We start from the raw sequence: 15,181 nt of genomic DNA, 5'->3' as shown, positions 1-15,181 counted from the left end.
TCTTTTAATATTTCGGGTTTGGAATCTTCTTCATCAGTTGGGTGAAGAGCCAAGCCAGGCAGATGCTCGATATGATGTAGAGGAGCAGGCCGGCATAGATGTCTCCATGACGGCTGATAGGGATGAATATCTTGCGGGTGATGGGATGGGTGACGAAGAGGGCGGCTGAGATGACGCCCATCCATTCCAGAACCTTGTAGATGCCCGACAGCCAACTTACCTCCTGCAGCAAATCGGCTACAAGCACACTGAGCAGACAGATGAAGAATGGTACGAAGGTCCATCCTATCATATTGAGACTCAGACTGTAGATCAGCGAGATGCAGAATACGCAGCCGAAGATATTGGTTACAGGAGAATGGAAGGTCATCAGAATCTTCTCGCCATAGCGGGCGTACAGAATGCCCAGACCGAATGGAAGCATACCGCCCATGAAATTATAGCGGTAGCGGTTCATCGCCTCGCTCTCGGGATTGTCAAAGCCCAGCAGCAGCTGGATGCCGATGCAGAGAAGCATCAATCCTGCCGTCCATCCCCAGTGGCGGCGATAGAGCAGCAGTCGATATACGATGTAAAGCTGCAGCATCAGACCGAAAAACCAGTAAGGTCCTGGCCAGATGATGTTGTCGGGGTTTGGCAATACATTGTTAAACATACCCAGCATCGATACGATGCCCAGCACCTCGTAATGGCGTGGACCCGGAGTGATGTAGTCTATCATCGTGAAAGCGATGAAACCCACGATCATCATCTTGAAGAGCTTCAGATAGTGATAGCGGATGAAGCGCAGAGGTTCGCGCCAGCTGATGCTCCAGGATTGCTTCCTGCCCGAAATGTTGTACATCTGAGCCTGTTGGTCGGCAGAAAGATGAGGCTTGGCTTCATATTTCATCACCAGTCCGTAGGCACTCAGGAAGAGGAATACGGGCACTCCGTAATGACCGAAGAACGACAGCAGATGGACAGGCAGGTTGATGTCGGGATTCGCCATCACCTGTAGCAGCCAGTCGGCGTTGTGCTGGAAGAACTGATATTCATTCTCCTTGACAATCGGACCTAGCCAATGGCAATAGTTGTGTAGGAAGATGCCGATGATGGCAAGTCCTCTCAATGCATTGCATGCACTTCTGGAAAGTATGTTCTGATTCATTTCCTGGCTCCTTTCTTTGTTTGTTTCTTACCTTGTTTCTTATCTTTTTTCTTGTCTTGCTTCTTTTCTTCCTGCTTAGCCTGCGTCTTGAAATATTCATCCCGCAGCTTGTCGTAGTCGGCTGAGTTCTTCAGGATGCGGGGGCGCATCTCGTTGTATTTCGGACTCAGAATATTGTTCTCCTCCTTGTAGGTCGGAGTCTCTATGCCGGCAAGATACAGCAGCAGGTGCGGCAGGGCATCCGTCATCATCCGCTTGTCCTTGGCAGCACGTATCTGCCGGTAGATGGCGCGGTGTTTCTGGATGTATTTCTTTGAGCAGTAGATCCAGAAAGGAATTTCAAACTCATAGTGTGCCAGTTTCCAGTCGATGTTGGCGGAGTGGTTGCGGCAGATGAAGCCACGGTTTTCCTCGTAGCACTCCTCGCCATGGTCGGGCACATAGATGATGACGGCATCTTCCTTCTGGAATCGTTTCACGATCTCTGCCACGATGGAGTCGTTGTAGAGGGTGGCGTTGTCGTAATGACTCAATACCTTGCGCTGGGCATCAGTCAGTTCAGGACGCTTGTCTTCGTAGCTGCTTGCCCAGAACTTAGCCTGATTCTGGCGATAGCGCAGCTTGTAGTTCACGTGCTGACCCATCAGATGGAAAATGGTGAGATTATGGTCGGTCTTGTATTGCTTCAGACTGTCATCATAATCTTTCAGCAGTCCATCGTCCAGTGCGTGCAGCTGGGTGTTTCTGTGGTCGAACTGCAGCTTGCTCAGTTCCGGATTGTTCAGGAAGAAGCCGCCGCTGAAGTCATATACCGCCTCCTTAGCCTGAGGCAGGAATTCGTTGGTGATGAAGGTTACGTTGTATCCTGCCTTGCGGAAAACCTCCGGGAAGAGCGGATAGTCGCACCATTCTCCCTTGTCGCCTACCACATAGGTAGAGAGCATGTGCTTGAATACGAAGCTGGTGAGGTTCCAGCAGGTCACGACATCTGTAAACTTGGTGAGTTTCTTCGATTTCTCCAGCGCCGATTGGTTTGGGGTGGTTTTCATGAAGTAGCCATATTGCTGTGAATGATGGCGACCGTAGCTTTCGCCGATGATCAGTACGATGTTTGGCGATCGGAAGCTGCAGCTATCTACCTTCACCTCGTGGGCAGCATGAATCAGTTGGGTAATCTGATGCGCTGCCAGCTGGTTGGCATAGATGCTGAATTGGAGTCGGTAGATTGGCAGATAGAGTACGGCATGATCTTTCTCTGTAAGGGTGTGCTCCACCTCTCCGATGGTTCTTCCCGACATCAGCTTATGGTAAGCCTCCTTGTTGTGCCAGGAGGTGCAGATGGAAGTGATGAGGATAGCCAGGCAGAGGATGCCGAAGGTGGCTGGCATGGCTGCCGTCATTCGCGGAATAGCCATCAGTCGCTTTTTGAGCGATGCCAATTCGAGTACGGTTACGAGGAAGACGTAGAACTTGATGAGCCGTTTCCGGAAGATGACGATGAGTATCTGCAGGAGCGCCAGGAGCAGAATCCAGCCTACGCTGCTGAAGAGCACTTCGACAGAGATGAGGGCAGAGAGGAAGCTGCTTGCCTCGGAACTGTTGGTTTCTCCCACCAGCATCAGCATAGAAGGATTGAGTGTGGAACCGAAATTCACGAAGCAGTAGGTATCGGCGGCAGCCGTGACATATAATATAATGTATAATATGGCACGCAGTCCCCTGCGCACCTTCTTCGGGAAGACGGCGAGGATGGCGCTCACGATATAGAGGTCCAGGAACAGCTCCAGGAACATGTTCTCGTAGAGCGTTCCGTTCTTTGGAATCGTGATGAGTGAACTAACCATGCCCAGGATGTACATGGACACAAAGAAGTTGGCATTGCGCCTGATTGGGGCTGATGCCAGACTAAGACAGTTCTTGATGATTTCTTTCCAACTCATAGCTTTCTATTGATGATGTTTGCTATTTTTAGAGAATTGATGTTTGGGCACTCTTTTAGACTTAGAGCGCCTGATAGTTTTTGATGGCGAGGTTCTCGATGCATTCGGGAACCATACCTTCGATGCTTTTTCCGGTCTTGATGCATTCGCGTATCTCCGTGCTGCTGATGTTGAGCAGCGGGGTTTCTACGATGGTCACGCCGGCAGGCACTTCGCCTATGCAGGAGCCTTGGCGGGGATAGACTACGATAGGGTAGTGGGCAAGGATATCGTCGTGATGATACCACTTGTCGAATGCTGCCCAGTTGTCGCCTCCTATTAATAATGTAAACTCACATTCTGGATAATCCTTGCTGATGGCCTGCAGGGTGTGCCAGGTATAGGAAGGCTTGGGCAGGCGGAACTCATAGTCGCATGCCTTCAGCTGGGGTTCATTCTCCAGGGCCTTTTCTACCATTTCCAGGCGCAGGTGGTCATCGAGCAGGTCGGTAGCAGCTTTCTTGAATGGGTTCATGGGGGAGACCATGAACCACACTTCATCCAGCCCCGCCTTCTCGCAGAGGCTTTTCGCCAATGCGATGTGGCCGGTATGGATGGGGTTGAAGCTGCCTCCGAAGATTCCTACCTTCTTCATTTCAATTATTCGCTCAAAAAGTCTTTTACTAGCTGATAAACCTCTTGCTGAGCTTTTCCCAGATCATCGTTTACGACTACGTGGTCGAACTGAGGAGCGAAGGTCAACTCGTAGCTAGCCTTGGCAAGGCGCTGCTCGATTACCTCAGGGGCATCTGTGTTGCGGCCTACCAGACGGCGGCGCAGTTCCTCTACCGAAGGAGGTTGCACGAAGATGCTCAGGGCACGTTCGCCATAGAACTTCTTGATATTGACGCCACCCTTTACATCTACGTCGAAAATCACAGACTCGCCCTTGGCAAGCTGGTTTTCTACCTGCGACTTCAAGGTGCCGTAGAATCTATCCTGGTAAACTTCCTCATACTCCAGGAACTCATCAGCCTCAATCTTGGACTTGAATTCCTCTGGAGACAGGAAGAAATACTCTACTCCATTCTGCTCTGTGCCGCGAGGGGCACGAGAGGTACAACTGATAGAGAAAGCCAACTTCAACTCAGGGTGCTCTTTCATCAACCAGTTGACGATGGTACTCTTGCCGCTGCCCGATGGGGCGCTGAAAATCAACAATCCGTTCTTCATTTTTCCTTTTTTCTTTAGAGTGCATTCAGCACTTGTTCCTTAATCTGTTCCAACTCATCCTTCATCTTCACCACGATGTTCTGCATTTCAGCCTGATTGCTCTTTGAACCGGTGGTGTTGATTTCGCGACCCATTTCCTGGGCGATGAATCCGAGCTTCTTGCCCACACCATGACCTTCCTCATTCATGGTCTCGCGGAAATACTTCAGGTGGTTGGCAAGGCGCTGCTTCTCTTCGCTGATGTCGAGCTTCTCGATGTAGTAGATGAGCTCCTGCTCCAGACGGTTCTTGTCATAATCCACATTCGGAATCTGCTGCAGACCGTTTACGATGTTCTGGCGGATCTTCTCCACGCGTGCCTTCTCGTATGGTTCAATGCTGGCAAGGAGAGCCTGGATATTATCCACTTTCTCGGTGAATTTCTTCTGCAGGGCAGCTCCTTCCTGCTTGCGGAAGTCGCTCAGATGGCCGATAGCCTCGCAAATTGCATTTTTTGCCACTGCCCACTCCTCGTCGGTCAATTCTTCCACATCAGTTTTGGTTGTTACATCAGGAAGACGCAACAAGGTGCTGTACCAATCGGTAGGCTCAGGAATACCTGTTTCAGCAGATATTTTCTTGATCTGCTGATAATAATTCTGAACAAGCGCACTGTTGATGGGGGTAGCATCTGTAGCTGCATCCTTCTCAATCCAGATGGAGAAGTCAATCTTGCCTCTTTCCAGGCTCTTAGCTATATACTGACGAATCTCCATCTCCTTCTCTCTGTAGAGAGGGGCGATACGTGTAGAGAGGTCAAGATTCTTGCTGTTTAATGACTTTATCTCTACATTAATCTTCTTTGTTTTGTAGGCCGCGGTAGCTTTTCCGAAGCCTGTCATTGACTGTATCATATAATCTTTCACGTTAAATTTCTGCAAAAGTACAAAAAAAAGCGAGAAAATGCGTATATTTGCAACTTATTTAAGAATATATTTTTTAATTATGTCGTGTATTTTGAATATTGAGACGAGTACGGACGTGTGCTCACTGGCAATTAGTGATAGTGGACAGGTGATTTTCAACCAGGAAGATCACACGGGTCCTAACCATGCAGTTAAGTTGGGTGTGTTTGTTGATGAGGCTCTTGATTTCCTCGATTCCCATGGTCTTCCATTAGAGGCTGTGGCTGTAAGTTGTGGTCCTGGCTCCTATACCGGATTGCGTATCGGTGTGAGTATGGCTAAGGGCATCTGCTATGGTCGTGGGGTGAAGCTCATCGCAGTACCAACCCTCGAATTGATGGCTGTGCCAGTATTGCTTGGTGAACATCCTGAACAGGAAGATGCCCTCATCGTACCTATGCTCGACGCACGCCGCATGGAGGTGTATGCCGAAGTGCTCGACCGCTCCCTGAAGGTGGTTCGCCCTATCCAGGCTGATATCGTGGATGCCGAAACCTACAAGGAATATCTGGACGGGCATCATGTATATTTCTTCGGAAACGGTGCAGCCAAGTGTATGGAGACCATCAACCATCCTCATGCGCATCTCGTGGAGGGCATCGAGCCGCTTGCCAAGAATATGGCACCGCTTGCCGAGAAGAGATTCGTAGAGGGCAAGTTTGAGGATGTGGCTTACTTCGTACCATTCTATCTCAAGGATTTCGTGGCAAAGATGCCTAAGAAGCTTATCTAGGAGAGATGGATGGCGGGAGTATCCGCAGATTTGAATAGTGGGGTTATCCTCTGAATAATAAAAGAGACAAGCAAGAAAATATGAATAAAATAGGATTAGACTATAATACAACGCGAGAAAAGCTCGTGCTGCCTGAATACGGACGTGAGATTCAGCAGATGGTGGATTACTGTGTAGAGTTGGAAGACCGCAAGGAGCGCCAGCGCTGTGCCGAGTCTATCATCAAGATCATGGATCGTATGTTTCCGGAAAACAGAGGCTTGGAAAACCATGAGCAGAAACTCTGGGATCATCTCGCCATCATGAGCAATTTCCAACTCGACATCGATTATCCTTTCGATGTAAGCAATGCTGCAAAGATTGCCAAGAAACCCGAAACCGTGGAATATCCTAACCTGCGTATTCCTGTGCGCCATTATGGTGCCATGCTTTTCGAAATCTTCGAGAAGCTGAAGCACATGGAGCCGGGCAAGGAAAGAGATGAACTGGTGAAGCTGACAGCCAACCAGATGCATCGCAACCTGATGCAGTGGAGCCATGGTTCCTGCGATGAGCAGAAGGTGGCTGCCGATCTGGCGAGATTTACCGATGGCAAGATCAAACTCGATCTCAAGCATTTCGTCTTCGAGAAAGTAAAGGAGACCCCAGCTCGCAGCAATAACAATAATAATAAGAAGAAAAAGTAATCACCTTTTATAATTTTAGATAATTAGATTATAATAATTAGACAAGCTTATGGAGTCTTTCATCATAGAGGGCGGTCATCCGCTCCAAGGTACCATCACCCCGCAGGGAGCCAAGAACGAGGCGCTGCAGGTGATCTGTACTACCATTCTTACCGATGAGCCCGTGCGCATTACCAATGTGCCGGACATCCTGGATGTGAACAACCTGATTAAGTTGCTCCAGGAAATCGGTGTGAAGGTAACCCGAAACAGCCGTCATGATTATACCTTCCAGAGTGATGAGCTGAAACTGGATTATCTCGACAGTCTGGAGTTCGTGAAGAAGTGTTCTTCGCTGCGTGGCAGTGTACTGATGTTCGGACCATTGCTCGGAAGATTCGGCAAGGCTACCATCGCCAAGCCGGGTGGCGATAAGATCGGCCGCCGCCGTCTTGATACCCACTTCCTGGGATTCAAGTACCTGGGTGCAACCTTCGTACACGATGAGGAGCGCAATGTATATCAGATACAGGCCAAGAAGCTGAAGGGATGCTATATGCTGCTTGATGAGGCTTCGGTTACCGGTACTGCCAACATCATCATGGCGGCGGTTCTTGCCAAGGGAACCACCACCATCTATAATGCAGCCTGCGAACCATACATCCAGCAGCTCTGTCACCTGCTCAATTCTATGGGTGCCCAGATCAGTGGCATTGCCAGCAATCTGCTCACCATCGTGGGTGTGGAGAAGCTGCATGGCGCCGAGCATCGCATCCTGCCTGATATGATCGAGGTGGGTTCCTTCATCGGTATGGCTGCCATGTGTGGAGCCGGCATCCGCATCAAGGATGTGTCGGTGAAGGACCTGGGTATCATTCCTGATGCCTTCCGCCGACTCGGTGTGAAGGTGAAGGTAGAGGGCGATGACCTCTTCATTCCGGAACAGAAGCACTATGTGATCGACTCGTTCATTGATGGCACCATCATGACCCTGGCAGATGCACCATGGCCAGGACTTACGCCAGACCTCCTGTCGGTGCTCCTCGTGGTGGCAACCCAGGCTCGCGGAAGTGTGCTTTTCCATCAGAAGATGTTCGAGAGCCGTCTCTTCTTCGTGGATAAACTGATAGATATGGGTGCGCAGATCATCCTCTGCGATCCTCACCGTGCAGTGGTGGTAGGTCATGATCACAAGCTGAAGCTGCGTCCGGGCAGAATGACGAGTCCGGATATCCGTGCCGGTATTGCCCTGCTGATTGCTGCGATGAGCGCCAACGGCACCAGCCGTATTGCCAATATCGCCCAGATAGACCGTGGCTACGAGGATATCGAGCAGCGCCTGAACCAGTTGGGTGCCAAGATTACCCGTGTCAGCGACTAGGTGTAACAAAATTCAAAGTTCCAAGTAAATTATGATAAGACGTGACGAAGTATATAAGATAGGTAAGTTGGGCAAGCCTCATGGAGTGAAGGGCGAGATAACCTTTGCCATCACCGATGATGTCTTCGACCGTGTGGATGCAGAATATCTTGTTCTTGATATCGATGGCATCCTGGTGCCTTTCTATCTGGAGGAGTATCGCTTCAAGAACGATGAGAATGTGCTCGTGAAGTTCGAGGATATCGATACGCAGGAGCAGGCGCGCAACTATACCGGATGTGAGGTCTTTTTCCCTCGCCACCTCTCGGATAGCGATGGAGAGAACATGACCTGGGCAGAAATCATCGGCTTCCAGCTGGTGGATGCCGTAACCGGAAAGGTGGTGGGAACCCTGGATCGTGTAGATGATTCCACGCTCAATCTCCTTTTCGAGGTAACAACCCCCGAAGGTGATGACCTGCTGATTCCTGCCAGCAACGACTTGATAGAAGAGGTGAGTGCTGAAAGAAAGGAAATCAGAATGGCAATCCCAGAGGGGCTGCTCGATTTGTAAGTTAAGTGAAGAGTTCTATTTGCTTTACCAATCATCAAGCTTAAATTTCAAAGTTCAAATTTCAAAGTTCTAAATAAAATGAAACAACAGATATGTATTCTCGGTTCTACGGGAAGTATTGGTACACAGGCGCTGGATGTCATCGAGCAGCACAGCGACCTTTACGAGGTATATTGCCTTACCGCCAATAACAGGGTGAAGGAGCTTGCCGAGCAGGCGCATAAGTTCCATCCTGCTGCTGTAGTGGTTGCCAATGAGGCGCATTACGACGAGTTGAAGAATCTGCTCAGCGATGAACCTGATATCAAGGTCTATGCCGGTGCCCAGGCGCTCTGCGATATCGTGCAGGCAGAGCCTATCGATATGGTACTTGCATCCATGGTAGGTTTTTCCGGTCTGGAGCCAACCATCCATGCCATCAAGGCTCGCAAGAAGATCTGTCTTGCCAACAAGGAGACCCTGGTGGTGGCTGGTGAGCTGATCTGCAATCTTGCCCAGGAATACCATGTGCCTATCCTTCCTGTGGATAGCGAGCACAGCGCCATCTTCCAGAGTCTGGTGGGCGAGGGCGATAACGAGGTAGAGAAACTCCTCCTTACCTGCTCAGGCGGTCCTTTCCGCAACTTTACCCACGAGCAACTGGAGAAGGTTACCGCTGCCGATGCGCTGAAGCATCCTACCTGGGATATGGGCGCCAAGATTACCATCGATTCTGCGTCGCTGATGAACAAGGGCTTCGAGGTGACAGAGGCTAAGTGGCTCTTCGGCGTTCCTGCCGAGAAGATTCAGGTGCTGATTCATCCACAGAGCATCGTACACAGTGCCGTACAGTTTGCTGATGGTGCCGTGAAGGCTCAGTTGGGTGTGCCAGATATGCGTCTGCCTATCCAGTATGCCTTCTCCTTCCCACAGCGCCTGCATCTCAATGGCGACCGTCTCGACCTCTTCAAGGCTCAAGACTTGCAGTTCTTTGAGCCTGATTACAAGAAGTTCAAGTGTCTGCAGCTTGCCTTTGATGCCATCAAGAAGGGTGGCAATATGTCGTGCATCGTGAATGCTGCCAATGAGATAGTAAATGCCGGCTTCCGCAAGGGAGAGTGTGGCTTCCTGCAGATGGCGGATATCATCGAGAAGACGATGGCAAAGGCCACTTTCGACAGCAATCCTGATCTTGATGTCTATCTGCAGACTGATGCCGAGGCGCGCCGTATTGCCGCAGAGTTGATGAAAGTTAATGGTTAATAATTAATAGTTAATAGTTAAAAATGAACGCAGAATATAGGACTAATCATCAAGTTCAAAGTTCAAGGTTCACAGTTCAAAGTAAATAAATGGAAGTATTTTTGATCAAAGCGTTGCAGTTGATGCTATCGCTTTCCATCCTGGTGCTGCTCCATGAGGGCGGACACTTTTTCTTCTCCAAGCTCTTTGGCGTAAGAGTGGAGAAGTTCTATCTGTTCTTCGATCCATGGTTCCACCTCTTCGAGTTCAAGCCAAAGAACTCTGATACCACTTATGGTTTGGGATGGCTGCCATTGGGTGGATATTGCAAGATTTCGGGTATGATAGATGAGAGTTTCGATACCGAGCAGCTCAAGCAGCCTATGCAGCCATACGAGTTCCGAAGCAAACCGGCATGGCAGCGAATGCTGATTATGATAGGTGGTGTGCTGGTCAACTTTTTGCTGGCGCTCTTTATCTATTCTATGATTCTTTTCCATTGGGGTGACGACTATGTGGCTACCAAGCACATGACCCAGGGAATGAAGTTCAATACAGAGGCCAAGGCATTGGGCTTCCAGGATCACGATATCCTGGTTGGTACCGACAAGGGCGAGTTCAAGACCTATGATGGCGATATGTATCGCGATCTCTCTACAGCCACCCGTGTGGATATCATCCGTGGCGGCAAGCCGATGAGCTTGAATCTGCCTGGCGATCTCGATATGCTGAGCATGATCAAGGAGAGCCCTCGATTCGTTGAGGTGTATATCCCATTGCAGATAGACAGTGTGATGAAGGATTCGCCTGCCAGCAAACTGGGATTGGTGAAGGGGGACAAGGTCCTGACCGTAAACGGCAAGAAAGTGGAGTCTTTCAACGATTTCCAGTTGGAGATGGGCCGTGTGAACGATATGCTTACCGCCGCTACCTCTCATCAGGACAGCGTGAAGGCACTCACAGCCAGTGTTGAGTATGTGAAGGCTTCTGGCGATACCCTGAAGAACAGCGTATTGCTTCAGGCAGGCGATGAGGGTGTGAAGTTCGGCTTCTACAATCATCCTGTGATGCTCGATTACAAGGTAACCCATATCAGTTATGGCTTCTTCCAGAGCTTCCCGGCTGGTGTGAAGTATGGCTGGAATGTGCTGTCGGGCTATGTAGGCGATATGAAATATGTATTCACCAAGGAGGGCGCCAAGAGTCTGGGCGGTTTCGGAGCCCTGGGTAGCCTCTTCCCTTCTATGTGGGATTGGCATGCCTTCTGGATGATGACAGCATTCCTGAGCATTATCTTGGCATTCATGAATATCCTTCCTATCCCGGCATTGGATGGCGGTCATGTATTCTTCCTCCTCTACGAGGTAATTACGGGTCGTAAGCCTGGCGATAAGTTCATGGAGCGTGCAGAGTATGTGGGATTCGGAATCCTCCTGCTGCTGCTTGTTGTAGCGAATCTGAACGATGTATTGCGATTCTTCGGCTTGATGTAATGGTCGCTGGAGAATATAATAGATACAGACAAAAAAAAGAGATAAGCATCACGAAGTGCTTATCTCTTTTTTTGTTTGTATATTAACTTACTGGTAATTTAAGAGTAGCGGATAATCTGTCCTGGAGACAGCTTCTTATCCTTGCGATAGCCATTGAGGCGGCAGATCTGCTCTACGCTAACGCCACGTTTTTCAGCAATGCTCATCAAAGTCTCGCCAGCCTTTACCTTGTGGTAAAGCTTCTCGCCAGATGCGCTTGTGGTATATCTGCCCACTTCGCCACCGTTTACCTGCTCTCGGGTATAGCCGCCGTTGCCAATCTTGCCACGGGCTGCATTTGCCTCAGCATACTCACTCTCGTAAGTATCACGGTTGAAATTGTAGAAGTCACCGGTAACGTCCTGGTTGCGGAAGTCGAAGAACAGGGCTGGGTTCAGGGCTACACCGCAGAGACGAGTCTCGAAGTGGAGGTGAGAACCTGTACTTCTACCGGTATTACCACCCAAGCCGATTACTTCTCCGGCTCTTACCTCCTGGTTCTCTGAAACGAGCTGCTCAGAGAGATGGCCATAGATGGTCTCCAAGCCATTGTTGTGACGGATTACGATGAACTTACCATAACCACCACGGTCGTATCTTACTATGCGAACTTTGCCTGAGAAGGCTGCGTGGATTGAGTCGCCAATATAAACCTTGATGTCCATACCTTTATGTTGGCGGCCAAAGCTAGCACGGTAACCGAAGTTACTTGTGACAACACGACTAGAAGTTGGCATACAGAAGTGACGGAGGTCGATACGGTAGCGCTCAGGCAATGTGGTTGCCTTGTGGGCATACTTGTTGGAGAAATCCTCATACAGTTCTGCAGAAGGGTTTTCTCGATCTTCCATCAGTCGATAATGCGATACTGCGAGAGTATCCAATGATTTCATTCGATGGTCAACTGGAGCTTGTCTGGCTAATAAGTCCTGACCGCAAACGGGTACAGTTGTTAACGCCAACAACGCCACGACCGAAATTTTCTTTATTTGCTTTCTAAAACTCATACTACTTTTAAATTCTATTTTCTTTTTTAGGTCCATTGTGTCAATAAGTGCAGAACGTAATATAGCAAAAAATCCTGCCAAAACCACTAAAGCAAGTGCCTTAAGATGTGATTTTGTTATATAGACGTTGCAAATATAACAAGAATATTCCAAAAAACCAAGGTTGTTAACGCTATCTGCTTGATATTTAACGCTGACTTTTTGTTTTTAACTTTTGTTAGCAACTTCTTTTTCGTATTCTTGACAAATAGAGCTTTACAGGGTATTTTTTCATTTCTTTTCTTCTTCGTGGAAAGATTCTGTATCAAATGGTTGCCGGTTTTGCAGTCTTCTGAGCAGCGCCACGGCGGGTGAATGGCCCATGAAGATGTACTTTTTTACTTCGGGACTTGTAAAGCGCAGGCACTCGTTGTAGGCACGGAAGAGATCATCGAGATTGATGGTGAATTCCTTGCCCGATGCTTCGCGGATACCTATAATCATCTTGGCGGTAACGTGGAGCTTGATGTAGCGGATGCCCGTTACGCTTTCTATTTCCTTTAGGGATGTGAGATAGGATCTCATCTCCTCCATAGTGAGGTGGGGACGAGGCTCCCGGATGGCTGGTTTGCGTCTTTTATCCATTTACTTTGACTTTGAACTTTGATATTTGAACTTTGAACTTTATGATTACTTTGAACTTTGATATTTGAACTTTGAACTTTATGATTACTCTTAACTATAAACTCTAGCTGATGGCTGCCCAATTGATATGGGTTTTCTTGAGCTCCCGGAGGCGGTTCCAGAGGAGAGAGTTCTGAGGATGCTCGCATTGCGGATCGGCATCGATGATGGCCTGGGCCTCGGTACGGGCTAGCTGCACCAGCTGGCCGTCTCGGGCTATATTCGCTATTTTCAGGTCGAAGGCCATTCCGCTCTGCTGGGTGCCCTCCAGGTCGCCCGGACCACGGAGCTTCAGGTCGGCTTCGGCTATGCGGAATCCATCGTTGGTATCACACATGATGTCTATTCGCTTGCGGGTTTCTTCTGAAAGTTTGTAACCGGTTACCAGGATGCAGTAACTCTGGTCACAGCCACGTCCCACTCGTCCTCTGAGCTGATGCAGCTGCGAGAGTCCGAAGCGCTGGGCATCCAGGATTACCATCACCGAGGCGTTCGGAACATTCACGCCTACCTCTATCACGGTGGTGGCAACGAGTATCTGAGTTTCTCCCTTCACAAACTGCTCCATCTCTGCCTCTTTTTCGGCAGATTTCATCCTGCCGTGAATCTTGCTCAGGCGGAACTCCGGAAAAGCCTGCTTCAGCGTCTCATAACCTTCTTCCAGATTCTTCAGGTCTATCTTTTCGTTCTCCTTGATCAGCGGGAAGACGATATAGACCTGTCTGCCCAGATTAATCTGCCGGCGGATGCTCTGATAGAGACTGGTGAGCTGATTGTCAAACTTATGCAGTGTCTGAATCGGTTTTCTGCCAGGCGGCAACTCGTCTATAACGCTCACGTCCAGATCGCCATAGATGGTCATCGCCAGCGTGCGGGGGATAGGGGTGGCGGTCATCACCAGCACATGGGGCGGATTCTCGCTCTTCGCCCAGAGCTTGGCTCTCTGCGCCACTCCAAACCGGTGCTGCTCGTCGATTACCGCTACGCCAAGGCGATGGAAAGCCACAGGGTCTTCTATCACGGCATGCGTGCCTATCAGTATCTGGATATCGCCGGTGGCAAGTCCGTCGAGTATCTCCTTCCGTTTCTTGCCCTTGACGATGCCGGTGAGGAGTTCCACCCGGATGTCCATGCCCTGCAGAAAATCGCGGATGGTCTGCAGATGCTGCTCTGCGAGGATTTCGGTAGGTGCCATCAGACAGGCTTGATAGCCGTTGTCCAGAGCGATGAGCATAGTCATCAGGGCTACAAGCGTCTTGCCCGAGCCTACGTCGCCCTGAAGGAGCCGGTTCATCTGCCTGCCGCTGCACATATCGGCCCTGATCTCGTGCATCACCCGTTTCTGGGCACCCGTGAGTTCGAACGGAAGATGATGGGCGTAGAAACCGTTGAAGATGTCTCCGATGCGGTTGAAGATGTAGCCGCGGTATTTGCGTCGCTGGTCGCTTGCGTACCTTAATATATTAAGCTGCACGTAGAACAGCTCCTCGAACTTCAGTCTTACCTGCGCCTTCTGCATTTCCTGGTGGGAATGGGGATAGTGGATCATCCGGAGGGCGGCATCGCGGGATACGAGATGCAGGCGGTTGACGATGAAGTCGGGGAGCGTTTCGGGCAGAGGAGGGAGAATGCTGACCAGGTTGCGGGTTATCCTTTCGATGCTTCGTGAGGTATAACCGCGCTTCTTCATGTTTTCTGTCAACCCGTAGAAGGGCTGCATTCCCATCTCGGAAATCTGCAGCTTGCTTGCATCATCTATGTCGGGATGGGCAAACCGGAATCTGCCGTTATAGGCGGACGGCTTGCCGAAGACGATGTATTCGGTTCCTACCTTGTAGCTCTTGATGATGTACTGGGCGCTGCGGAACCATACCAGATCTACCACGCCGTAGCCATCGGAGAAATGCGCCACGAGCATCTTGTTGCGCTTGCCGATATCGACTTCCTCGTAGCTCAGGATCTTTCCCTTAAGCTGTACGAAGGGCATATCTGAGGTTAACTCGCTGATATGAAAGATCTTTGAGCGATCTACGTATTTGTAGGGGTAGTATTCCAGCAGGTCACCATACGAGCGGATGCCGAGCTCCTTGCTCAGAATCTCTTTCGTCTTGGGGCCTACGCTAGGTAGGAATTGGATGTCTTGATCTAGAATACTGCTCATATTTGTGATGGTTTTGATA

General features: G+C 49.7%; 14 protein-coding genes. 6 read left to right on the top strand and 8 right to left on the bottom strand.

From position 1 onward, the window contains the following. Positions 1-4 precede the first annotated feature (4 nt). The 5 genes from DXD25_RS06140 to DXD25_RS06120 form a co-directional block, all read right to left on the bottom strand. Positions 5-1,150 carry an acyltransferase gene (locus DXD25_RS06140; RefSeq protein WP_117662252.1) on the bottom strand — a complete coding sequence of 382 codons (1,146 nt, stop codon included), beginning with the start codon at positions 1,148-1,150 and terminating at the stop codon, positions 5-7. Further along, a complete protein-coding gene (locus DXD25_RS06135; RefSeq protein ID WP_117662250.1) occupies positions 1,147-3,090 on the bottom strand; it encodes a phosphoethanolamine transferase in 1,944 nt (647 codons plus the stop codon). The genes DXD25_RS06140 and DXD25_RS06135 overlap by 4 nt, the downstream gene beginning before the upstream one ends. Before the next feature lie 61 nt (positions 3,091-3,151). Beyond that, positions 3,152-3,724, bottom strand: a complete 573-nt coding sequence (gene nadD / locus DXD25_RS06130; RefSeq protein ID WP_117662248.1) for a nicotinate (nicotinamide) nucleotide adenylyltransferase — start codon at positions 3,722-3,724, stop codon at positions 3,152-3,154. A gap of 5 nt (positions 3,725-3,729) precedes the next feature. Next, positions 3,730-4,302 (bottom strand): guanylate kinase, encoded by a 573-nt coding sequence (gene gmk / locus DXD25_RS06125; RefSeq protein ID WP_117662246.1) that lies wholly within the window; start codon positions 4,300-4,302, stop codon positions 3,730-3,732. Positions 4,303-4,316: 14 nt separating this feature from the next. Next, complete coding sequence (locus DXD25_RS06120; protein WP_089544396.1) at positions 4,317-5,195, bottom strand: YicC/YloC family endoribonuclease; 879 nt, start codon at positions 5,193-5,195, stop codon at positions 4,317-4,319. 91 nt (positions 5,196-5,286) lie between these two features. Between DXD25_RS06120 and tsaB the strand changes: the two genes are divergently transcribed. From tsaB to rseP, 6 genes are all read left to right on the top strand, one after another. Next, positions 5,287-5,979, top strand: coding sequence for a tRNA (adenosine(37)-N6)-threonylcarbamoyltransferase complex dimerization subunit type 1 TsaB (gene tsaB / locus DXD25_RS06115; protein WP_117662244.1), 693 nt, complete (start codon positions 5,287-5,289; stop codon positions 5,977-5,979). A gap of 80 nt (positions 5,980-6,059) precedes the next feature. Further along, positions 6,060-6,665: a DUF4290 domain-containing protein gene (locus tag DXD25_RS06110; protein ID WP_089544394.1), complete on the top strand. Its 606-nt coding sequence runs from the start codon at positions 6,060-6,062 to the stop codon at positions 6,663-6,665. A 49-nt stretch (positions 6,666-6,714) separates the two neighbouring features. Beyond that, positions 6,715-8,025, top strand: coding sequence for a UDP-N-acetylglucosamine 1-carboxyvinyltransferase (gene murA / locus DXD25_RS06105; RefSeq protein WP_089544393.1), 1,311 nt, complete (start codon positions 6,715-6,717; stop codon positions 8,023-8,025). 31 nt (positions 8,026-8,056) lie between these two features. Further along, entirely contained in the window at positions 8,057-8,578 is a 522-nt protein-coding gene (gene rimM / locus DXD25_RS06100; RefSeq protein ID WP_117662242.1) for a ribosome maturation factor RimM, read from the top strand. A 78-nt stretch (positions 8,579-8,656) separates the two neighbouring features. Further along, positions 8,657-9,820 carry a 1-deoxy-D-xylulose-5-phosphate reductoisomerase gene (locus DXD25_RS06095; protein ID WP_089544391.1) on the top strand — a complete coding sequence of 388 codons (1,164 nt, stop codon included), beginning with the start codon at positions 8,657-8,659 and terminating at the stop codon, positions 9,818-9,820. Between the two features lie 89 nt (positions 9,821-9,909). Further along, positions 9,910-11,292 (top strand): RIP metalloprotease RseP, encoded by a 1,383-nt coding sequence (rseP, locus tag DXD25_RS06090; protein WP_117662240.1) that lies wholly within the window; start codon positions 9,910-9,912, stop codon positions 11,290-11,292. Between the two features lie 98 nt (positions 11,293-11,390). Here rseP and DXD25_RS06085 read toward each other — a convergent pair whose 3' ends face one another. From DXD25_RS06085 to recG, 3 genes are all read right to left on the bottom strand, one after another. Further along, positions 11,391-12,338, bottom strand: coding sequence for a M23 family metallopeptidase (locus DXD25_RS06085; protein WP_117662238.1), 948 nt, complete (start codon positions 12,336-12,338; stop codon positions 11,391-11,393). Positions 12,339-12,608: 270 nt separating this feature from the next. Next, on the bottom strand, positions 12,609-12,962 hold the full coding sequence (locus DXD25_RS06080) for a hypothetical protein (protein ID WP_118312055.1): 354 nt from the start codon (positions 12,960-12,962) through the stop codon (positions 12,609-12,611). A 103-nt stretch (positions 12,963-13,065) separates the two neighbouring features. Further along, positions 13,066-15,162, bottom strand: coding sequence for an ATP-dependent DNA helicase RecG (recG, locus tag DXD25_RS06075; RefSeq protein WP_117662234.1), 2,097 nt, complete (start codon positions 15,160-15,162; stop codon positions 13,066-13,068). Between the last annotated feature and the right edge of the window lie 19 nt (positions 15,163-15,181).

This window comes from Prevotella sp. TF12-30 (assembly GCF_003436715.1).
Taxonomy (GTDB): domain Bacteria; phylum Bacteroidota; class Bacteroidia; order Bacteroidales; family Bacteroidaceae; genus Prevotella; species Prevotella copri_A.
The sequence above is the reverse complement of the archived record's forward strand: the minus strand, read 5'-3'. Positions and strand labels throughout refer to the sequence as shown.

Coding starts and splice junctions, on each gene's coding strand:
- DXD25_RS06140 (WP_117662252.1), bottom strand. CDS start 1,150: ATGAATCAGAACATACTTTCCAGAAGTGCATGCAATGCATTGAGAGGA.
- DXD25_RS06135 (WP_117662250.1), bottom strand. CDS start 3,090: ATGAGTTGGAAAGAAATCATCAAGAACTGTCTTAGTCTGGCATCAGCC.
- nadD (WP_117662248.1), bottom strand. CDS start 3,724: ATGAAGAAGGTAGGAATCTTCGGAGGCAGCTTCAACCCCATCCATACC.
- gmk (WP_117662246.1), bottom strand. CDS start 4,302: ATGAAGAACGGATTGTTGATTTTCAGCGCCCCATCGGGCAGCGGCAAG.
- DXD25_RS06120 (WP_089544396.1), bottom strand. CDS start 5,195: ATGATACAGTCAATGACAGGCTTCGGAAAAGCTACCGCGGCCTACAAA.
- tsaB (WP_117662244.1), top strand. CDS start 5,287: ATGTCGTGTATTTTGAATATTGAGACGAGTACGGACGTGTGCTCACTG.
- DXD25_RS06110 (WP_089544394.1), top strand. CDS start 6,060: ATGAATAAAATAGGATTAGACTATAATACAACGCGAGAAAAGCTCGTG.
- murA (WP_089544393.1), top strand. CDS start 6,715: ATGGAGTCTTTCATCATAGAGGGCGGTCATCCGCTCCAAGGTACCATC.
- rimM (WP_117662242.1), top strand. CDS start 8,057: ATGATAAGACGTGACGAAGTATATAAGATAGGTAAGTTGGGCAAGCCT.
- DXD25_RS06095 (WP_089544391.1), top strand. CDS start 8,657: ATGAAACAACAGATATGTATTCTCGGTTCTACGGGAAGTATTGGTACA.
- rseP (WP_117662240.1), top strand. CDS start 9,910: ATGGAAGTATTTTTGATCAAAGCGTTGCAGTTGATGCTATCGCTTTCC.
- DXD25_RS06085 (WP_117662238.1), bottom strand. CDS start 12,338: ATGAGTTTTAGAAAGCAAATAAAGAAAATTTCGGTCGTGGCGTTGTTG.
- DXD25_RS06080 (WP_118312055.1), bottom strand. CDS start 12,962: ATGGATAAAAGACGCAAACCAGCCATCCGGGAGCCTCGTCCCCACCTC.
- recG (WP_117662234.1), bottom strand. CDS start 15,162: ATGAGCAGTATTCTAGATCAAGACATCCAATTCCTACCTAGCGTAGGC.